This window comes from Klebsiella sp. LY, assembly GCF_004010915.1.
Lineage (GTDB): Bacteria > Pseudomonadota > Gammaproteobacteria > Enterobacterales > Enterobacteriaceae > Klebsiella > Klebsiella quasipneumoniae.
Genome location: NZ_CP022441.1, coordinates 78614 through 98841 on the forward strand (window position 1 = coordinate 78614; position 20228 = coordinate 98841).

A 20228-nucleotide genomic window follows, 5' to 3' on the forward strand; every position below is an offset into this window, starting at 1 on the left:
ACTGAAGCCCCAACTGTTATCAGTTGGGGCTTTTTCTTGTCTGTTTGCGGCGGTTGCGTTTTATCGGTAGTCGTCGAGCTCTGCACCATCCCACATAAGAGCTTAACGGTGCGATCTTCAACGCCATCACACAAAACTTTCTTTTTCACGCACAGTCAACTTATTGGATGTTTTATTAACAACCCAAAAGGAGATATTTAGCGGGCGGCCGGAAGGTGAATGCTAGGCATGATCTAACCCTCGGTCTCTGGCGTCGCGACTGCGAAATTTCGCGAGGGTTTCCGAGAAGGTGATTGCGCTTCGCAGATCTCCAGGCGCGTGGGTGCGGACGTAGTCAGCGCCATTGCCGATCGCGTGAAGTTCCGCCGCAAGGCTCGCTGGACCCAGATCCTTTACAGGAAGGCCAACGGTGGCGCCCAAGAAGGATTTCCGCGACACCGAGACCAATAGCGGAAGCCCCAACGCCGACTTCAGCTTTTGAAGGTTCGACAGCACGTGCAGCGATGTTTCCGGTGCGGGGCTCAAGAAAAATCCCATCCCCGGATCGAGGATGAGCCGGTCGGCAGCGACCCCGCTCCGTCGCAAGGCGGAAACCCGCGCCTCGAAGAACCGCACAATCTCGTCGAGCGCGTCTTCGGGTCGAAGGTGACCGGTGCGGGTGGCGATGCCATCCCGCTGCGCTGAGTGCATAACCACCAGCCTGCAGTCCGCCTCAGCAATATCGGGATAGAGCGCAGGGTCAGGAAATCCTTGGATATCGTTCAGGTAGCCCACGCCGCGCTTGAGCGCATAGCGCTGGGTTTCCGGTTGGAAGCTGTCGATTGAAACACGGTGCATCTGATCGGACAGGGCGTCTAAGAGCGGCGCAATACGTCTGATCTCATCGGCCGGCGATACAGGCCTCGCGTCCGGATGGCTGGCGGCCGGTCCGACATCCACGACGTCTGATCCGACTCGCAGCATTTCGATCGCCGCGGTGACAGCGCCGGCGGGGTCTAGCCGCCGGCTCTCATCGAAGAAGGAGTCCTCGGTGAGATTCAGAATGCCGAACACCGTCACCATGGCGTCGGCCTCCGCAGCGACTTCCACGATGGGGATCGGGCGAGCAAAAAGGCAGCAATTATGAGCCCCATACCTACAAAGCCCCACGCATCAAGCTTTTGCCCATGAAGCAACCAGGCAATGGCTGTAATTATGACGACGCCGAGTCCCGACCAGACTGCATAAGCAACACCGACAGGGATGGATTTCAGAACCAGAGAAAGAAAATAAAATGCGATGCCATAACCGATTATGACAACGGCGGAAGGGGCAAGCTTAGTAAAGCCCTCGCTAGATTTTAATGCGGATGTTGCGATTACTTCGCCAACTATTGCGATAACAAGAAAAAGCCAGCCTTTCATGATATATCTCCCAATTTGTGTAGGGCTTATTATGCACGCTTAAAAATAATAAAAGCAGACTTGACCTGATAGTTTGGCTGTGAGCAATTATGTGCTTAGTGCATCTAACGCCGGAGTTAAGCCGCCGCGCGTAGCGCGGTCGGCTTGAACGAATTGTTAGACATCATTTACCAACTGACTTGATGATCTCGCCTTTCACAAAGCGAATAAATTCTTCCAAGTGATCTGCGCGTGAGGCCAAGTGATCTTCTTTTTGTCCCAGATAAGCTTGCTTAGCTTCAAGTAAGACGGGCTGATACTGGGCAGGTAGGCGTTTTATTGCCCAGTCGGCAGCGACATCCTTCGGCGCGATTTTGCCGGTTATTGCGCTGTACCAAATGCGGGACAACGTAAGCACTACATTTCGCTCATCGCCGGCCCAGTCGGGCTGCGAGTTCCATAGCTTCAAGGTTTCCCTCAGCGCCTCGAATAGATCCTGTTCAGGAACCGGGTCAAAGAATTCCTCCGCTGCCGGACCTACCAAGGCAACGCTATGTTCTCTTGCTTTTGTAAGCAGGATAGCTAGATCAATGTCGATCATGGCTGGCTCGAAGATACCCGCAAGAATGTCATTGCGCTGCCATTCTCCAAATTGCAGCTCGCGCTTAGCCGGATAACGCCACGGGATGATGTCGTCGTGCACAACAATGGTGACTTCTACAGCGCGGAGAATCTCGCTCTCTCCAGGGGAAGCCGAAGTTTCCAAAAGGTCGTTGATCAAAGCTCGCCGCGTTGTTTCATCAAGCCTTACGGTCACCGTAACCAGCAAATCAATATCACTGTGTGGCTTCAGGCCGCCATCCACTGCGGAGCCGTACAAATGTACGGCCAGCAACGTCGGTTCGAGATGGCGCTCGATGACGCCAACTACCTCTGATAGTTGAGTCGATACTTCGGCGATCACCGCTTCCCTCATGATGTTTAACGCCTGAAATAAGCCGTGCCGCGAAGCGGCATCGGCTTGATTGAATTGTTAGACGGCAAACTCGAGCCAATACTTGTGCAGGCCAACAATATTAGACGAGCACAGCATGGGCATTGCCGCTTTGATCTTCTCCAGTGACCAATTCCACCACTCCATCTCCAGAAGCAATGAAATTTCCTCATCGGTGAAGCGTTTCTTAATCTTCTTAGCGGGATTGCCGCCAACGATAGCGTAAGGCTCCACATCTTTTGTCACCAACGAGCGGCTGCCTATCACCGCACCGTGCCCGATCTTGATTCCGGGCATGACCATTGCCTCAGAGCCGATCCAAACGTCATTGCCAATGACAGTATTACCTGCTTTTTGGAAGGCATCGAGTGCGCTTGAGAATGCAGGTTCTTCCTGCATATAAAAGAACGGGAAAGATGATGCCCAGTCGTACCGATGCCCCTGATTGCCAGCCATGATAAAGGAAGCCCCACTCCCGATAGAGCAGAAACTACCGATGATCAACTTATCAACGTCATCACGGTCCGGAAACAGATACCGTGCGCAGTCATCGAATGAGTGCCCATGATAGTAGCCAGAGTAATAGCTGTACCGCCCAACTTTGATATTGGGGTTCTTCACTTGCTCAGAAAGCAGCTTGCCTTTGAAGGGGCTATCAAAGTAGTTGGTCATAAGAGATCCCGCGGTCTGTGACTTTGCCGTCTAACGCCGCCATAAACGGCGACAGGGTGGCGCGCCTATTGCGCATAAAATGGCGAAGCCATGCGCAACAGGCGCGGAATCTCTGGCGTCCGGTTTGATGGCTTTGTTATGCAAAGGACTAGTCTTCAATGACGTGTAAACCACGGCGCTTTAAGTCCTCCAACGAATCCAACATTCCCCTTATTAATTCAACAGGATGCCCCTCCCAGTCTTCAACAACGCCAACAATTCTCAAGGGTTCGCAGGTTCTATAGGACTGTGTTGGATTACCGGGAAATCTTTTGTTCGTAAGATTCGGATCGTCTTCGAACGGTCCTGTTGGCTCAACTATGTATATGTAGCCGCGACCCTCGAGGCCAGACAGTGACATAGCAAGTTCAGCTCCCCAAACTGCTGGCTCCATCAAGGCTGAAAAGTAGATGTGCTTAAGAATACGACCGTCCTCGAAATGAGAGATGAACCCTGTGGTTAGCAAGTCACCAATCGCCAAATTGGCTTTGGTTCCATGATAGAACGGTCCTTGCACCTGCTTGTAATTATCATGAGAGATGGGAATCCAATCTTTTACCATTTTAAGACCCTTAATTGTTGGGATTTGGCTGCATAACGATTAAGCTAACAGGCGAGCAAAAGCGCAGCTTTTGCGAGTCCAGTGAGCGAAGCGAGCGGTGTTTAGCGCATTGTTAGAGGCACTCAGAGTTTTCGTAATGACCTTGGGGGGGTTAATTAATGAGCGGCGGTTTTGATTTGCTTTCATTTAAACCTTTAATGGCCTGTTCCCATGTGAGTTTCAATAGTGATGCGTCTCCGATTTCACTGTGGCTTGGGATAACAAGTTTTGCCTTACTGTATTTTGATATCATTTTTTTTGCGGAGCCTGGCCAAGCTTCCAAATTTGCGTCACTTAGATTGCCAAGGCCATTCGGTTTTATAAAACAGCCCCCGAATAGGATTTTTTTATTAGGTATCCAGACAACTTCGTTATCTTGAGTGTGTCCTGGGCCTGGATAAAAAATTTCAATTTTATTTTTGACCAACCAAAAGCTCTCTTTATCAAAAGAGTGCTTGGCTTGAGTTTTGCCATTTTTATTTAGCAATTCATTTGTCAATTTAGATGCATATGTGGGGATGGACTTTGTATTAAGCCACTCTATCCCAGCAGTACTGTCGTCGTGGAAATGTGTTGAAATGCTTCCATTGACAGTGAAATCATTTTTTTCGAGCCAGTTTACTAGCTTTTCAGTATCTCCTGCGGAAGCTGGAGTGTCGATGAGATATGCCTTGTGATTGTCAAGAACTACTAAGCCTTGTTTTTTAACGATGCCGAATCCCTTGTACTCTTGAAAAGATGTATGAAGATAGATCCCTTCTTCTATTTTTTCAATTTTTAAATCTGGCTGGGCTTCTTCCGCAAACGCGGTATTTAAAGTGCCGAATAAACATAAAATCAATAAAGTTCTCATTTTTAACTACCTCTAACTTTGTTTTAGGGCGACTGCCCTGCTGCGTAACATCGTTGCTGCTCCATAACATCAAACATCGACCCACGGCGTAACGCGCTTGCTGCTTGGATGCCCGAGGCATAGACTGTACAAAAAAACAGTCATAACAAGCCATGAAAACCGCCACTGCGCCGTTACCACCGCTGCGTTCGGTCAAGGTTCTGGACCAGTTGCGTGAGCGCATACGCTACTTGCATTACAGCTTACCAACCGAACAGGCTTATGTCCACTGGGTTCGTGCCTTCATCCGTTTCCACGGTGTGCGTCACCCGGCAACCTTGGGCAGCAGCGAAGTCGAGGCATTTCTGTCCTGGCTGGCGAACGAGCGCAAGGTTTCGGTCTCCACGCATCGTCAGGCATTGGCGGCCTTGCTGTTCTTCTACGGCAAGGTGCTGTGCACGGATCTGCCCTGGCTTCAGGAGATCGGAAGACCTCGGCCGTCGCGGCGCTTGCCGGTGGTGCTGACCCCGGATGAAGTGGTTCGCATCCTCGGTTTTCTGGAAGGCGAGCATCGTTTGTTCGCCCAGCTTCTGTATGGAACGGGCATGCGGATCAGTGAGGGTTTGCAACTGCGGGTCAAGGATCTGGATTTCGATCACGGCACGATCATCGTGCGGGAGGGCAAGGGCTCCAAGGATCGGGCCTTGATGTTACCCGAGAGCTTGGCACCCAGCCTGCGCGAGCAGCTGTCGCGTGCACGGGCATGGTGGCTGAAGGACCAGGCCGAGGGCCGCAGCGGCGTTGCGCTTCCCGACGCCCTTGAGCGGAAGTATCCGCGCGCCGGGCATTCCTGGCCGTGGTTCTGGGTTTTTGCGCAGCACACGCATTCGACCGATCCACGGAGCGGTGTCGTGCGTCGCCATCACATGTATGACCAGACCTTTCAGCGCGCCTTCAAACGTGCCGTAGAAGGCACTGTTGCAAAGTTAGCGATGAGGCAGCCTTTTGTCTTATTCAAAGGCCTTACATTTCAAAAACTCTGCTTACCAGGCGCATTTCGCCCAGGGGATCACCATAATAAAATGCTGAGGCCTGGCCTTTGCGTAGTGCACGCATCACCTCAATACCTTTGATGGTGGCGTAAGCCGTCTTCATGGATTTAAATCCCAGCGTGGCGCCGATTATCCGTTTCAGTTTGCCATGATCGCATTCAATCACGTTGTTCCGGTACTTAATCTGTCGGTGTTCAACGTCAGACGGGCACCGGCCTTCGCGTTTGAGCAGAGCAAGCGCGCGACCATAGGCGGGCGCTTTATCCGTGTTGATGAATCGCGGGATCTGCCACTTCTTCACGTTGTTGAGGATTTTACCCAGAAACCGGTATGCAGCTTTGCTGTTACGACGGGAGGAGAGATAAAAATCGACAGTGCGGCCCCGGCTGTCGACGGCCCGGTACAGATACGCCCAGCGGCCATTGACCTTCACGTAGGTTTCATCCATGTGCCACGGGCAAAGATCGGAAGGGTTACGCCAGTACCAGCGCAGCCGTTTTTCCATTTCAGGCGCATAACGCTGAACCCAGCGGTAAATCGTGGAGTGATCGACATTCACTCCGCGTTCAGCCAGCATCTCCTGCAGCTCACGGTAACTGATGCCGTATTTGCAGTACCAGCGTACGGCCCACAGAATGATGTCACGCTGAAAATGCCGGCCTTTGAATGGGTTCATGTGCAGCTCCATCAGCAAAAGGGGATGATAAGTTTATCACCACCGACTATTTGCAACAGTGCCCCCGTGAGCGCACGGCGCTGACCAGCGCGTCGCCCGAAGCCCTGAGCGCCCATCTGCCCCTGCTGGAAAACCAGGCCAGCAGCGTCTGGTCGATGGGCAAGGATGGCCGCTCCTACTGGCCCGTCAAGCGCCAGGCCGCCACGGCGGATCGCATCGCCAATCACAAGGGACGCAACCCGCAAGAACGCGCCTCCCTGAAAAAGCGCCTGCTTACACTGTGATTCCTTCAAAATATCTCAACGAAATTTCCCGACACCTGTTTAAGCTATCTTGCTGATATTTCTGTTTTTCGATTTTTGCCGGCGCGATGCCGGCGACGTTGGCCAGCTGCCCCGGGCGCGATACTGAGATCAGTTTCTTTGAACAAAAAAACCGCCTTTTGGCGGTCAGTATTCAGTAGCTGGAACGGTAGTCTCTCCCCCGATTCCAGCGGTCTTGCCAGTGTTCGAGGAATGATTCAGCGAGCTTAGGCATGTTCCAGATCACCACCGCATTCTCCGAGTTTTTCGTTTCGGCCGCTTTGGTGAAATTAAAGCTGCCAGTTTCAACGGTCACATTATCCACGATGATCACCTTGTCATGCTGGATAGGGAAATCACTGTCAGTACGCAAAGGGATGCCGCTGTTCGCTATGTAGTTCATGGCCGCAATGCTGGCGCGCCCCGTATTGCCCCTTTCATCAATTACGATTTTCACATCAACTCCCCGTTTTTTGGCTGCTACCAGTGCTTTCATAATATCCGGGGCGGTAAAAGAATAAGCCATCATCCGTATCGAGGTTTTTGCGGAGTCAATGGCGCTCAGGACGAGAACGCGGGCGCTTCCTTCAGGCGAGTAGCCAACCTGAACGGATGGTTCCACCGCAAAGGCGGGCAGGGCGGCTGTCGTAAATGCTGCGGCCAGAAGCCAGGTTGCTAAGTTTTTCATTACAGGCTCCCGTTCACACACTGCATTTTATATTCAGGGTGGCACTGTTGCAAAGTTAGCGATGAGGCAGCCTTTTGTCTTATTCAAAGGCCTTACATTTCAAAAACTCTGCTTACCAGGCGCATTTCGCCCAGGGGATCACCATAATAAAATGCTGAGGCCTGGCCTTTGCGTAGTGCACGCATCACCTCAATACCTTTGATGGTGGCGTAAGCCGTCTTCATGGATTTAAATCCCAGCGTGGCGCCGATTATCCGTTTCAGTTTGCCATGATCGCATTCAATCACGTTGTTCCGGTACTTAATCTGTCGGTGTTCAACGTCAGACGGGCACCGGCCTTCGCGTTTGAGCAGAGCAAGCGCGCGACCATAGGCGGGCGCTTTATCCGTGTTGATGAATCGCGGGATCTGCCACTTCTTCACGTTGTTGAGGATTTTACCCAGAAACCGGTATGCAGCTTTGCTGTTACGACGGGAGGAGAGATAAAAATCGACAGTGCGGCCCCGGCTGTCGACGGCCCGGTACAGATACGCCCAGCGGCCATTGACCTTCACGTAGGTTTCATCCATGTGCCACGGGCAAAGATCGGAAGGGTTACGCCAGTACCAGCGCAGCCGTTTTTCCATTTCAGGCGCATAACGCTGAACCCAGCGGTAAATCGTGGAGTGATCGACATTCACTCCGCGTTCAGCCAGCATCTCCTGCAGCTCACGGTAACTGATGCCGTATTTGCAGTACCAGCGTACGGCCCACAGAATGATGTCACGCTGAAAATGCCGGCCTTTGAATGGGTTCATGTGCAGCTCCATCAGCAAAAGGGGATGATAAGTTTATCACCACCGGCTATTTGCAACAGTGCCCTGACGCCCACCCTGGCACGCATTTTCTGCTGTGTTCCCGTCAGAGTGACAGCATTTTTTCCCTTTCGCCTCATGATGAAAGGACTGGCGTCCCTGCTCCGGCTTATTCAGTTCAGTCAGAACACGGGTATCCGGATCACACAGTTCAGTGAACAAACGACGACCACAGTCAGTCTGGTACACCGCGATCTGATGCCCCAGTAATTTACCCAGCATCCGTTCCCCGATGTTACGGACCACAACGCGGCTGACTTGCTGTTGAACCAGCAGGTCAACCAGCTTCCGTTTACCTGAACAATCTGCGCCCAGCGCGGGATTTTCTGTCCGGCTGAGCTCCACACCGCGCTCATCCACCAGGACAAGGTGACTCGCTTTGGTAAAATGATTTGCTACCCGGTCGTCATTCACTGGAATGGCTGTGATCATCTTGTGTAACTCCTTCCCTTTCAGAGTGCATTATTAAGGCCTTGCCCTGAGTGAGACAGTCCACAACCTTAAAACGGGCTGCTTTCAGGACATTGGCCAGTGTCTGCCTTGAAACCCCCATTGCAACAGCCGCTTCCTGCTGTTGCATGCCCAGTAAATCGACCAGCCGTAACGCTTCAAACTCATCTTCTTTTAAATGAACATGTTCAAGCTGGCTCATCGGTCGCGCATTGGGCTTAAAACAGGTATCCGCAGGGCGGCCACAGATGTTACGGGGAATTCTGGGTCTTGGCATGAAGGCTCCTTATTGGCATATGCTATATATACACTCATAAACTGGCATATGCAATATACTCTGCTCACCGGTGGAGAATTTTTTGCTTTACCCTGGAGTCTGTAAGTGGGCAGCAGGTCATGAGAGATGAAGAGAAAGAAAACAGATACTGTATGAGACTCAATTTAAAGTGCTGCCATAAGGGGGTCGTCTCAGAAAACGGAATCTATGGTCACTCCCGTTTTTGCAACACCGATTTTGACGACAAGTTGGCTTGCTTGAATCTATCCGGCGTCTGAATGGGATTTTATTCCCGCGCCTTGATGAGTTCCGCGCCTGATGAACCTCCAGAAAATATACGGCTTCAATGAGCCTTTCCGTTTTACAGGTTCCTCAACAGGCCGGTGGGCCGTTAGTATCATCAATATCAGTATTCGCAAAACCAGATCAGTAATTCTTTAAACCGGTGTATTTCTGCCGTTATGCTACATAAGTTTGCTGTCGTGCCGTTAGGGCCCAGGCTATTCTGGCCAGCTTGTTTGCCAGAGCACAAGTGACGACAAAGTTGCTTTTCCGGCACAGTAAATCCCTGACCCAATCGGCCAATTTGCCAGACTGGTGTTCCAGTTTTTGTATGAATACCCTGGCACATTGAACCAACAAAGTTCGGATCTTTTTATTACCTCGCTTACTAATTCCCAGCAATGTCGTCCTACCTCCCGTGCTGTACTGCCGAGGTACAAGCCCTGTTGCCGCCGCAAAGTCACGGCTGCTGGCGTACTGCTTCCCGTCGCCAATCTCAGTTGAAATAGTACTCGCTGTCAGTGTTCCGACGCAGGGAATGCTCAGCAAGCGCTGTCCAACCTCATCTTCGTCCAACTTTCGTTTCAACTGGGATTCCAAATCTTTAATCTGCTCAACAAGATAGTGATAATGCTGTTGTAATTTCAGCAATAACTGGCTGAGGTAAAGAGGCAAACTATTATCCTCAAGAATGGTACTCAGTCGGCTAATAACGGCAGCTCCTCGGGGAACGCTAATGCCAAATTCCAGCAGAAAAGCATGCATTTGATTGGTTGTTTTTACCTTATCCTGAACCAGGGATTCACGGACACGATGCAGAGCCCGCATTGCCTGCTGAGATTCCGTTCTGGGCTGCACAAAACGCATAGACGGACGCGATGCAGCTTCACAAATAGCTTCGGCGTCGACAAAGTCGTTTTTATTGCTTTTAACGAACGGGCGGACAAATTGTGGTGATATCAGCTTTGGGGAATGCCCCAACTCTTCCAACTTGCGTGCCATAAAGTGAGAACCGCCACAGGCTTCCATTGCGATGGTTGTAGCGGGGCATGTCGCCAAAAATTCGATCAACTTTGGCCGGGTAAATTTTTTACGGTAAACAGCCTTCCCGCGACGATCCTGGCAATGAATATGGAAAGAGTTTTTACCCAGATCGATACCAATGAGCGCAATGTTTTCCATGATAGTTCTCCGAATGAAAGCCTGTCCTCAGCATAGTACCGGGAAGGAGGGAGTGACCATCTCATTAAAAATCGTACGCTAAGCGTGCGTCGATGCTGGAACCCAGCGATACAGCGTAGGAACGGACACGCCGAGGTTCTTGGCAACGTCCTTGGGTGGCACACCGCTGGCCAGCAGCTTCTTGGCTGACTCGATCTTGCTCCCGGTCATCTTGGGCTTGCGACCGCCCTTGCGGCCAAGCTGACGAGCGACATCCAATCCGGCGCGGGTACGCTCGACGATCAGCTCTCGTTCCATTTCGGCGAGGCTGGCCATGACGTGGAAGAAGAACCGGCCAGAGGGCGTTCCGGTGTCGATGGCGTCAGTCAGGCTCTTGAACTGGGCGCCCTGCTTGTGCAGTTCGCCGACCAGATCGACCAATTGTTTGACGCTGCGCCCCAGGCGATCCAGCTTCCAAACCACCAGGGTGTCACCCTCGCGCAGCATTTCGAGCGTCTTGGCCAAGCCTGGACGGTCGGCCCGCGTGCCGCTCACCTTGTCCTCAAAGACCTTCTGGCATCCAGCCTTGGTCAAGGCTTCGCGTTGCAGTTCAAGATTCTGATCCTGCGTCGAGACGCGCGCATAGCCGATCAACATGGCTTGTCTCGCGCCCGGTCAATCATTTTTCAGCCAAGGCAAAGCCAGCATTGCCTGGAGCCACGACGGAAACGAAAATGAAGGATTCCTTCGAGTCGGTGTTCATGGCTCCGTGAACCTGCCCAGGTTTCGCTACGGCAATTTCTCCGGCCTGGAGCTTGGTAACCACACCGCTTCCTTGGTAGTAACCGGCAGAACCAGAAAGAACAGTCCAAGTGTCTTGACCGTGGGGATGAACGTGAGCGGCAATTTCTTGCCCTGGACGAACATGCCAAACAACGATTGTGGACTCTTCAGTTTCAAGCACCACCGATCGAATAGGCTCGCCATCAGATGGGCGGGCAAACTCCGAAATCGCAAATATTCTTGCTGCAATAGACATAGTGACAACCTCCATTTCATACGTATACGGAAACTCTTTTACACGCCAGAGCCAAGGGCCTACGCGGAGAAGATGTCGGCGATACAAGCGATAACGAGGCCCTGCTTCTCGCGTTGCTCCAGCCGCTCGCTGATGGCTTTCATGATTCCGTCATGGTTCCATCCCATAGTCGTTGCAGTCTTCGTCGTCAGCATCCTGACGCACGGCGGGCAGTTGCTTGAGCAACTCAGGTAGTGCTGCCTGCACGGTGTCCCACACCACATCGAGGTTGATGTCGAAGTAGCCGTGGGCGATGCGGTTGCGCATGCCGCGCATATTGCGCCACGGCACTTGCCCGTGCGCCTGGGCGAACTCGGCATAGCGATCCATCACCTTCGTGACGGCCTCGCCGATGATGATGAGGCTCATGATGACGGCCTGCTGGGTGCGCTTGTCCTCAAGAAAGTCCTCCTTGGCCAAGCCCTCCACGAAGCCGCAGGCATCGGCTGCGGCCTGCTGGATGTGGTCGAGGTAGTCGGGTAGTCGATGGTTCTCGCTCATACCGGCTGCGCCTCCGCGAGCACCTTGGCCCGGAATTTCGGCGGCAGGTCGCCGGGGGTCAGCAGATCGACGTGGAGGCCGAGCAGCGATTCCAACTCGTCTTGCAGGCCGCCCAGATCAAACAGTGTTGCACCAGGCAGCGCATCGACCAGCAGATCGATGTCGCTGCCATCGCGGTCGGTGCCATGCAGCACCGAACCGAAAACGCGTGGGTTCGCGGTGCGGAAACGGCCTACCACTTCACGCACTGCGTTTCGCTTCATGTCAAGCACAACAGACGGTCGCATGGGCATCCTTTCTTATCGAAACTCGTTGAGAGTGTATGGAATCAAGAATAGAATTTCAAGAACTATTTTTGAGGGCACTGTTGCAAATAGTCGGTGGTGATAAACTTATCATCCCCTTTTGCTGATGGAGCTGCACATGAACCCATTCAAAGGCCGGCATTTTCAGCGTGACATCATTCTGTGGGCCGTACGCTGGTACTGCAAATACGGCATCAGTTACCGTGAGCTGCAGGAGATGCTGGCTGAACGCGGAGTGAATGTCGATCACTCCACGATTTACCGCTGGGTTCAGCGTTATGCGCCTGAAATGGAAAAACGGCTGCGCTGGTACTGGCGTAACCCTTCCGATCTTTGCCCGTGGCACATGGATGAAACCTACGTGAAGGTCAATGGCCGCTGGGCGTATCTGTACCGGGCCGTCGACAGCCGGGGCCGCACTGTCGATTTTTATCTCTCCTCCCGTCGTAACAGCAAAGCTGCATACCGGTTTCTGGGTAAAATCCTCAACAACGTGAAGAAGTGGCAGATCCCGCGATTCATCAACACGGATAAAGCGCCCGCCTATGGTCGCGCGCTTGCTCTGCTCAAACGCGAAGGCCGGTGCCCGTCTGACGTTGAACACCGACAGATTAAGTACCGGAACAACGTGATTGAATGCGATCATGGCAAACTGAAACGGATAATCGGCGCCACGCTGGGATTTAAATCCATGAAGACGGCTTACGCCACCATCAAAGGTATTGAGGTGATGCGTGCACTACGCAAAGGCCAGGCCTCAGCATTTTATTATGGTGATCCCCTGGGCGAAATGCGCCTGGTAAGCAGAGTTTTTGAAATGTAAGGCCTTTGAATAAGACAAAAGGCTGCCTCATCGCTAACTTTGCAACAGTGCCTTTTTATTAATCAGCGCCGGGGGAAACATAACCGATTTGGGATTGCCCTTCAGCTAACCACGGCCCGTTTTCTGGGAACCTTCCAGACCGATCCCTTGCAAATACCTCCCGGCGTCCGAAATTACGTTGCATTACAGCTGAACATTCATCGCCCTGAGATCATGGCCCGATACGCCCAGAGAGAGAATACCCGTTGGGAGCATCAAAGGCTGATCAGGCAACACTCTGACTACCATGATTTTGGCGATTTCCCCTGGTCGTTCAGACTGAAACGTCTGCTTTATATCCGCACATGGCTCAGTAACGAGCGCCCCGGTCTGATGTTCGATTTTGCCACGGCATGGTTGCTCCAGAATAAAGTATTGTTGCCCGCAGCCTCAGCGCTGACGAGGCTCATTGGCGAAATTCGTGAGCGGGCAAGCAGGCGTTTGTGGCGCAGACTGGCTGCATTACCTGACAGCTGGCAGACTGAGCAACTGGCCGGTCTGCTTGTCATACCGGAAGGACAGCGGGTTTCCGTGATGGAGCAGATACGAAAAGGGCCCGTCAACGTCAGTGGTCCGGCCTTTACTGACGCACTTCAGCGCTACACACGCCTGCGCAGCCTGGAGTTTTCCCGGCTGAATTTTGCCGGGCTGCCTGCAATTCAACTCCGCAACCTGGCTCGTTATGCTGGCATGGCTTCGGTAAAATATATCGCCAGAATGCCGGAGGAACGGCGGCTGGCCATCCTGACCGCGTTTGTTAAAGCACAGGAAATTTTGGCACTCGATGAGGCTGTCGATGTTCTGGATCTGCTGATCCTCAATATCACGCGTTCAGCGAAGCAAACCGGGCAGAAAAAACGGCTCAGAACGCTCAAAGATCTTGATCGCGCGGCGCTACTTCTGGCACATGCATGTACGCTTTTACTGGATGATAAAATGGATGACGCAGCGCTGCGTCAGACTATTTTCAGCCACGTACCAAAGAACCGGCTGGCGGAATCCGTAGGTAAAGTCAATGAGCTTGCCCGCCCGCAGGACACAAATTTCCAGGATGAAATGGTCGAGCAATATGGACGGGTTAAGCGCTTTCTGCCAGCGATGCTGCGTGATTTACATTTTCAGTCTGCCCCTGCCGGCGAAAATACGCTATCGGCCATACATTACCTGGCCGAACTGAGTGGTTCGAAAAAACGCCTCCTGGAGAATGCGCCTGAGCAGATCATTACAGGTCCCTGGAAACGTCTGGTGTACGACTCCGAAGGCCGGATACAGCGTGCAGGATACTCATTGTGCCTGCTGGAACGCCTTCAGGATTCGCTGCGTCGCCGCGATATCTGGCTGGAGAACAGCGATCGCTGGGGCGATCCGCGTCAGAAGTTTCTTCAGGGGAAAGAATGGCAGGCTCAGCGGATCGCCGTATGCCGGGCGCTTGGACACCCCACCGATGGTGGAAATGCCGTTAAACAGCTGGCAACCGAACTGGACGAAACCTGGAAAACGGTGGCCTCACGCTTTGAGCTGAATGCTGCCGTGAGCATCTGTCATCAGGGTAAATATCCGTCCCTGACCATCAGCAGTCTGGAAAAACTGGAAGAACCGCAGCCGCTGATTCTTCTGAACAGCCGCGTCAGGCAGCTGGTCCCCCCTGTTGATCTGACAGAGCTGCTGCTTGAAATTGACGCCCGGACTGGTTTTACCCGCGAATTCACTCATGTGAGTGAGTCTGAAGCCCGTGCTCAGGATCTTAACATCAGCCTGTGTGCCGTACTGCTCGCTGAAGCCTGCAATATCGGACATGAACCGCTGATCAAACACAGTATTCCGGCACTGACCCGCCACCGTCTGAGCTGGGTAAAACAAAACTACATTCGGGCTGAAACGCTGGTCAGCGCTAATGCCCGGTTGGTCGATTTTCAGTCCACGCTGGAACTGTCTGAGCGCTGGGGCGGCGGAGAAGTGGCTTCTGCAGATGGGATGCGCTTTGTCACTCCTGTAAAAACGCTGAACTCTGGCCCTAACAGAAAATACTTTGGCTCAGGGCGTGGGATCACCTGGTACAATTTTGTTTCTGACCAGTATTCCGGCTTTCACGGCATCGTTATCCCCGGTACGTTGCGTGACTCTATCTTTGTGCTGGAAGGGCTTCTGGAGCAGCAGACGGGGCTGAATCCGGTGGAGATTATGACGGACACTGGAGGGTCCAGCGACATTATCTTTGGCCTGTTCTGGCTGCTGGGCTACCAGTTTTCGCCCCGCCTGGCAGATGCCGGTGAGGCGGTATTTTGGCGTGCAGATAAAAATGCGAACTACGGGGTACTGGATGAGCTGGCGCGGGGATGCGTTGAACTGTCAAAGATAGAAACCCAATGGGATGAAATGATGAGGGTTTCCGGTTCTCTGAAGCTGGGTACAGTCCACGCCTCAGAACTTGTGGGCTCGCTTTTAAAAAGTTCCCGTCCGTCAGGGCTGGCGCAGGCGATTATGGAGGTGGGACGGGTCAACAAGACGCTGTACCTCCTCAACTACATTGATGATGAAGAATATCGTCGCAGGATACTGACTCAGCTTAACCGGGGAGAAGGCCGTCACGCCGTGGCAAGGGCGATCTGTTACGGCCAACGTGGTGAGATTAGAAAACGTTACCGTGAGGGGCAGGAGGATCAACTGGGTGCGCTGGGGCTTGTCACTAACGCAGTTGTATTGTGGAACACGCTTTATATGCAGGAAGCGCTATCACATTTGCGCAGCGCTGGTGAGATCCCGGAAGACGAGCATATCTCACGCCTGTCGCCACTGATGTACGGTCATATCAACATGCTGGGACATTATACGTTCACGCTGCCGGAAAATATTCTGAAGGGAGAGTTGAGGCCATTAAATTTCAATTCAAACAATGAATTATTGCCTTAACGTGGTTTTTTACACGATTGAACCTCGAACCCCTTTTATGCTATCTCTTGCGTACGACTGTGCCCTGCGCCGGGAAGAGTTGTGCTCCGTTGCTACCGGCGATATTGACCCTTCTCGTCGCTTGCTAACAGTTCGGGCTGAAACGACAAAAACTAAGCGAGGTCGGGTTGTGCCCTATTCTGTCGTAACCGGAGAGTTATATTTCCTCTGGTTAGCAGAACGGCGACAATTAAATACTTCCCGTGGCCCACTGTTTCTTTCTTATTCCTGTCGCAACAGAACTGCGCCAATAACCCGGTGGACCTGGTCCAAGATCGTAAGGTCGTTGGCAATGCAGGCGGGGCTACCCCAATTGAGTACGCATACCTTCAGACATCTATGTCTGACCGATCTCGCCAGAGCTGACTGGGATATTCATGAGATCGCTACGTTTGCCGGCCATCAGAGTATCCAGTCAACGTTACTTTATATCCATCTTAGTGCGCGTGATCTTACGGAAAAATTTAACGCAGGTATGGCGTCGATACATGAACATCGGTTACACAATTTAAAGGGGGACAATACGGATGGCAATGAAAACTGAATATGATGCGCCAGCCCCTTTTGACTACGAAGAATGGCAACCTGATCCTGACTGGGATTGTTCTCCCAAATTACAGCCGATTGAACGAGATACTTTGATAAACCTGGCTCAGTATGTTGTTGGACGTCATAAACAAAACTGGTCGAACTGTGTAAGACAAAGGCTTTCTCGCCTGATAATTCCACTCAGAGCAGCATTAAAGTGGATGAATGCCGCATCCACAACAACCAATTCTGCAATTCATGACATCATTCTGGAAATGCACCGGCTGGAAAAAAACTACTGGTCATGGACCCAGGACGACTGGCTCGAAGTGCTGTGCAGCAGTGAAGAGGTATTTCGCAAAAAATATGGCAGCTGTGGTAATTGTCGACAGTATATCCTCGCGATTGCTTGGTTACTGTGCGGATTTAATCGACTTGAGGCGGCTGGCTGCTTTTATCATTATCGGCTTTCTGTCAAAGTTTTTGGCCGCCCGGCGACAGAGGCGGCGGTAAACAAGCTTCAGGAGAACATGCAGCGCCTCGGCTTTGTCGCTGCTGACAATAACATTCGTAATGCGCTACTGCTGTCTATGCTTTGTCAGCGGCAGGTTGATCCTGAAAAATTGGAACTGGAAACACTTAAGCGAGTAATAACTTACGGGCCTGTTTATATGCGTCGCTCTGCGGCCACCTTGTCAAGGATATTTGCTGCGATGGGGCTGTTCCCCGCGGGCATTGACCATCGTATTCTTGAGCGCAGACGGCCTCACGGGGAATATCGTGCAACCAGTAACGTTCCGGAAGAATGGTTGCGATGGTGTGAACGCTGGCGTAAAACCGCTATTAAAGCACCATCATCTGAACTCAGTACATGGTACCGCATCCTGCAGTGTGGGCGCTGGCTGAAAGCCACTCACCCTGATATACATTCTCCTGCAGACTGGAGCCGGGACATCGCACTTGAATACGTAGCTGCAGTGTGTCAAATGAAAATAGGCCAGTGGTCTGAACCGCGCCATATGTATCAGAATCGAATAGGCCAGTTAATGACAGCCTCTGCACGGGCGGGGATTTTACAGGCTATCAGAGTTTTTTTTCGAGACCTTCAGGAATGGGGGCTTATTATCGTCCGATTTGATCCTGTCAGAACGTTCCGTTTACCCCGCGCTATCCGGGCCAGTATTGGCCCTGCACCAAGAGTCGTTGCTGATGATATATGGAGTAAACTTGTCTGGGCAGGGTTGAACCTGCAGGAGCAGGATCTGCATTATGGTGAACAACTTTACTATCGCTACCCATTTTCTATGGTTCGTGCATTATGTGTTCTCTGGCTGTTTGGTGGGTTGCGTCGTGATGAAATTTTGCGGATGCGAACAGGCTGTATACGCTGGCAAAATGATGAACATCAGGGCGGCTCTCGGATATGTTTGCTGGATGTCCCCGTGAACAAAACCAGCACGGCCTTCACCAAACCTGTTGATCCAATCGTAGGGGAATACATTGATTGCTGGGAAAAAGAACGAAATATACAACCAGACCAACTTGATTTAAAAACGGGTGAACTTGTCAGTTATCTTTTTATGCATAAAGCTGCTCGGATTAGCCAGAGTTATATTAATAAATCCTTAATTCCGATGCTTTGTCGGAAAGCTGGTGTTCCAAACGAAGATATCAGGGGGACTATCACTAGCCACAGAGCGCGGGCAACTATAGCCAGCCAGCTGTTTAATGCCCGGGAACCACTAGGATTATTTGAGTTACAGCGCTGGCTCGGACATTCCTCTCCCAGTTCGACACAGCATTATATCGATATCACACCGACAAAACTGGCAGGGTCTCTGTCTAAAGCAGGATACTTTGAGCGAAACCGTCGTATGGTTTCGGTGCTGATCGATCAGGATGCAATTTCGTCCGGACAAATGCAGAAAGGAGAACCATGGCGATATTATGACCTTGGGCACGGATTGTGTAGTTATGACTTTTTTGAACAGTGCCCACACCGTATGGCTTGTGCAAAATGTTCGTTCTACCTGCCTAAATCATCATCAGAAGCGCAATATATAGAGGGGCGTCAGAATTTACTCAAAATGATGCAGGAGATCCCGTTGACGGATGATGAACAGGCAGCAGTAAATAATGATATTGGTGCGATAGACAAATTATTAGAGAAATTAAAAAACATTGAAACACCAGACAAGCAAAAAAGATAAAATAGCGAAAAAATATCCCGGTTAATTTGAATATCCAAGTTATTCTTTTTTATCTAAGTCTTTTACCTCATGATTAGTTGCACTTCTTGTTTTTTCAATCCCCCACACGGCCTTTGCAACTTCCTCAATTTTCGCGACAAACTTATCGACATTAAAGCCTGCAATAAACGCCAATGCAAAGAAACCCATTTCACTGGACCCTGCATTGGAGCTAGATTCCAGAACTAACAATCCTGCTTTAAGAAATAAGTAACTGATTGCACCTGCAATTGTACTGGTAAGTGGGCGGATGAAATACCATACATGCCAATCTGGATCCCATTGTTTTCTAATGCATTTATTGATGTAAATTGCACGAAAACAATATAAACAACCACCAATATAGGCAATGGTGCCACACATCAGTGGCACCCTTAATGGTGCGTAAGGTGCAGGCAACCACCCCAGAGACATAGCCCCAATAGCGTATGTTGCCAGACATAACAGAATAAAAAGGTAGGTGATTATTATCGCAATCATCCATTCCTTATTGTTTTTATTAATACCAGTTACATTCATGTTAACTTTATCCTATAGAATCTTCAGGTTTTTCTATTCTTAGCATGATGATTTGCTGCTTATCATCTATTGAAGAATCGATTTTCACATCCAAATTTAACCGACGGTTAAGATAATATAATTGTGCTTGACGTATCCGAATTTTCGCCTCGCCATGCACCATTTGGTAATCATGCTCAATAGATAGCCGTCTATTCGTATCGTAGTTAGGATTTGGACCTATCACCACATCAATAAATGTATTCCAGTCAACATCTTGTGGAATTGATGTCGGTGGGGAAACAAATTCAATAATATTAAAGAATCTGCCAAGGACAAAATCTTTAAACATTGCAGATTTAAAACAATAGGCGCGAATATGCCACCGATGACCATCATGTGCAAATGCAGTTGGGTATAACATACGAACCGCTGGTTCATTAGTCATCGAACGATAATCAACAACCAAAGCCTGTTCTCTTTGCATGGCCCGGATTAAATCAATCAATATTTCAGGTTGTACTTTCCTAGCCGGAAGAGGAAGGCTGGCAACCGGAGGGGCCCATCCAATGAAACTATCACAAGGATCCACTATTCCATTTTCTCGCCCTAATAGTTCATTCAGGTAATGATTACTGTCAAAACTTGAAAAAACAGGTTTGAAATCTGGGGTAGTTACATAAGCCTTCTGAGTTCGATCATACACCATGTTTCTTGGTGCAATCTCTTGATATTTAGCCAAATCTAATGAAGCCTGCGGCACAGAAATTCTGAAAAATGTAGTGATATCTGCACGGTTAAGTCGACCTTCCCACAGTAGGCGAAAATCGATGAATTCAAGTCGTCTCTCTTGGCCCCAATGACCAGTTCGCACCATTTTATCAATCATTTATCAATCATTTCCTGTGCTTACAATTTGAGTCTAAAAAATATACGTATAGTTACTAGACTCGAATAATTACTAGATGTATCTTAGCAACAGATGTTCTTAACCTC

Annotated in this window: 20 protein-coding genes and 4 pseudogenes; 6 read left to right on the forward strand and 18 right to left on the reverse strand. The window is 50.8% G+C overall.

Annotated elements, in window-relative coordinates:
• Nucleotides 1-222: 222 nt before the first annotated feature.
• The 6 genes and pseudogenes from sul1 to CE636_RS00515 form a co-directional block, all read right to left on the reverse strand.
• The gene (gene sul1 / locus CE636_RS00490) at nucleotides 223-1062 is read right to left on the reverse strand and encodes a sulfonamide-resistant dihydropteroate synthase Sul1 (RefSeq protein ID WP_000259031.1); all 840 of its coding nucleotides are present in this window, start codon (nucleotides 1060-1062) and stop codon (nucleotides 223-225) included.
• Complete coding sequence (locus CE636_RS00495) at nucleotides 1056-1403, reverse strand: quaternary ammonium compound efflux SMR transporter QacE delta 1 (protein ID WP_000679427.1); 348 nt, start codon at nucleotides 1401-1403, stop codon at nucleotides 1056-1058. The genes sul1 and CE636_RS00495 overlap by 7 nt, the downstream gene beginning before the upstream one ends.
• A gap of 116 nt (nucleotides 1404-1519) precedes the next feature.
• Nucleotides 1520-2358: pseudogene (locus tag CE636_RS00500) on the reverse strand (AadA family aminoglycoside 3''-O-nucleotidyltransferase).
• Between the two features lie 57 nt (nucleotides 2359-2415).
• Nucleotides 2416-3048 (reverse strand): type B-3 chloramphenicol O-acetyltransferase CatB3, encoded by a 633-nt coding sequence (locus CE636_RS00505; protein ID WP_000186237.1) that lies wholly within the window; start codon nucleotides 3046-3048, stop codon nucleotides 2416-2418.
• A gap of 148 nt (nucleotides 3049-3196) precedes the next feature.
• Nucleotides 3197-3649, reverse strand: a complete 453-nt coding sequence (locus tag CE636_RS00510) for an NAD(+)--rifampin ADP-ribosyltransferase Arr-3 (protein WP_001749986.1) — start codon at nucleotides 3647-3649, stop codon at nucleotides 3197-3199.
• 151 nt (nucleotides 3650-3800) lie between these two features.
• On the reverse strand, nucleotides 3801-4541 hold the full coding sequence (locus CE636_RS00515; RefSeq protein ID WP_017901052.1) for a subclass B1 metallo-beta-lactamase SIM-1: 741 nt from the start codon (nucleotides 4539-4541) through the stop codon (nucleotides 3801-3803).
• Between the two features lie 152 nt (nucleotides 4542-4693).
• Here CE636_RS00515 and intI1 point away from each other — a divergent pair.
• Nucleotides 4694-5491 (forward strand): annotated as a pseudogene (gene intI1, locus CE636_RS00520) (class 1 integron integrase IntI1); the annotation flags it as partial.
• 52 nt (nucleotides 5492-5543) lie between these two features.
• On the opposite strand, the gene CE636_RS00525 reads toward intI1, so the two are convergent.
• Nucleotides 5544-6248: an IS6-like element IS26 family transposase gene (locus CE636_RS00525; protein WP_001067855.1), complete on the reverse strand. Its 705-nt coding sequence runs from the start codon at nucleotides 6246-6248 to the stop codon at nucleotides 5544-5546.
• Here CE636_RS00525 and CE636_RS00530 point away from each other — a divergent pair.
• A complete protein-coding gene (locus CE636_RS00530; protein ID WP_017899874.1) occupies nucleotides 6239-6532 on the forward strand; it encodes a hypothetical protein in 294 nt (97 codons plus the stop codon). The genes CE636_RS00525 and CE636_RS00530 overlap by 10 nt on opposite strands.
• A gap of 172 nt (nucleotides 6533-6704) precedes the next feature.
• On the opposite strand, the gene CE636_RS00535 is transcribed toward CE636_RS00530, so the two are convergent.
• From CE636_RS00535 to CE636_RS00580, 9 genes are all read right to left on the reverse strand, one after another.
• Nucleotides 6705-7238 carry a phospholipase D family protein gene (locus CE636_RS00535; RefSeq protein WP_000792636.1) on the reverse strand — a complete coding sequence of 178 codons (534 nt, stop codon included), beginning with the start codon at nucleotides 7236-7238 and terminating at the stop codon, nucleotides 6705-6707.
• A gap of 92 nt (nucleotides 7239-7330) precedes the next feature.
• Nucleotides 7331-8035 carry an IS6-like element IS26 family transposase gene (locus CE636_RS00545; protein ID WP_001067855.1) on the reverse strand — a complete coding sequence of 235 codons (705 nt, stop codon included), beginning with the start codon at nucleotides 8033-8035 and terminating at the stop codon, nucleotides 7331-7333.
• A gap of 36 nt (nucleotides 8036-8071) precedes the next feature.
• Nucleotides 8072-8524, reverse strand: coding sequence for a NifB/NifX family molybdenum-iron cluster-binding protein (locus tag CE636_RS00550; RefSeq protein WP_127837801.1), 453 nt, complete (start codon nucleotides 8522-8524; stop codon nucleotides 8072-8074).
• Nucleotides 8499-8819 carry a DUF134 domain-containing protein gene (locus CE636_RS00555; protein WP_001137910.1) on the reverse strand — a complete coding sequence of 107 codons (321 nt, stop codon included), beginning with the start codon at nucleotides 8817-8819 and terminating at the stop codon, nucleotides 8499-8501. Before CE636_RS00555 ends, CE636_RS00550 begins: the two co-directional genes overlap by 26 nt.
• 459 nt (nucleotides 8820-9278) lie before the next feature.
• Entirely contained in the window at nucleotides 9279-10283 is a 1005-nt protein-coding gene (locus tag CE636_RS00560; protein ID WP_000427623.1) for an IS110-like element IS4321 family transposase, read from the reverse strand.
• A 78-nt stretch (nucleotides 10284-10361) separates the two neighbouring features.
• Nucleotides 10362-10919: a recombinase family protein gene (locus CE636_RS00565; RefSeq protein ID WP_017901435.1), complete on the reverse strand. Its 558-nt coding sequence runs from the start codon at nucleotides 10917-10919 to the stop codon at nucleotides 10362-10364.
• A 22-nt stretch (nucleotides 10920-10941) separates the two neighbouring features.
• Nucleotides 10942-11301: a cupin domain-containing protein gene (locus tag CE636_RS00570; RefSeq protein ID WP_017901436.1), complete on the reverse strand. Its 360-nt coding sequence runs from the start codon at nucleotides 11299-11301 to the stop codon at nucleotides 10942-10944.
• A 150-nt stretch (nucleotides 11302-11451) separates the two neighbouring features.
• Nucleotides 11452-11841 carry a DUF86 domain-containing protein gene (locus tag CE636_RS00575; RefSeq protein ID WP_017901438.1) on the reverse strand — a complete coding sequence of 130 codons (390 nt, stop codon included), beginning with the start codon at nucleotides 11839-11841 and terminating at the stop codon, nucleotides 11452-11454.
• Complete coding sequence (locus CE636_RS00580) at nucleotides 11838-12128, reverse strand: nucleotidyltransferase family protein (RefSeq protein WP_025999361.1); 291 nt, start codon at nucleotides 12126-12128, stop codon at nucleotides 11838-11840. Before CE636_RS00580 ends, CE636_RS00575 begins: the two co-directional genes overlap by 4 nt.
• A 136-nt stretch (nucleotides 12129-12264) precedes the next feature.
• Between CE636_RS00580 and CE636_RS00585 the strand changes: the two genes are divergently transcribed.
• The 4 genes and pseudogenes from CE636_RS00585 to CE636_RS29275 all read left to right on the forward strand — a co-directional run bounded on the left by CE636_RS00585 (nucleotide 12265) and on the right by CE636_RS29275 (nucleotide 18695).
• Nucleotides 12265-12969 carry an IS6-like element IS26 family transposase gene (locus CE636_RS00585; RefSeq protein WP_001067855.1) on the forward strand — a complete coding sequence of 235 codons (705 nt, stop codon included), beginning with the start codon at nucleotides 12265-12267 and terminating at the stop codon, nucleotides 12967-12969.
• 54 nt (nucleotides 12970-13023) lie between these two features.
• A pseudogene (locus CE636_RS00590) lies at nucleotides 13024-15918 on the forward strand (Tn3 family transposase); the annotation flags it as partial.
• A gap of 25 nt (nucleotides 15919-15943) precedes the next feature.
• Nucleotides 15944-16501, forward strand: a pseudogene (locus tag CE636_RS00595) (tyrosine-type recombinase/integrase); the annotation flags it as partial.
• A complete protein-coding gene (locus CE636_RS29275) occupies nucleotides 16485-18695 on the forward strand; it encodes a tyrosine-type recombinase/integrase (RefSeq protein ID WP_032447056.1) in 2211 nt (736 codons plus the stop codon). The pseudogene CE636_RS00595 and the gene CE636_RS29275, both read left to right, overlap by 17 nt.
• Nucleotides 18696-18734: 39 nt before the next feature.
• Here CE636_RS29275 and CE636_RS00605 read toward each other — a convergent pair whose 3' ends face one another.
• On the reverse strand, nucleotides 18735-19253 hold the full coding sequence (locus tag CE636_RS00605) for a hypothetical protein (RefSeq protein ID WP_014839975.1): 519 nt from the start codon (nucleotides 19251-19253) through the stop codon (nucleotides 18735-18737).
• Nucleotides 19254-19260: 7 nt separating this feature from the next.
• Nucleotides 19261-20121 carry a WYL domain-containing protein gene (locus CE636_RS00610; RefSeq protein ID WP_017900684.1) on the reverse strand — a complete coding sequence of 287 codons (861 nt, stop codon included), beginning with the start codon at nucleotides 20119-20121 and terminating at the stop codon, nucleotides 19261-19263.
• Between the last annotated feature and the right edge of the window lie 107 nt (nucleotides 20122-20228).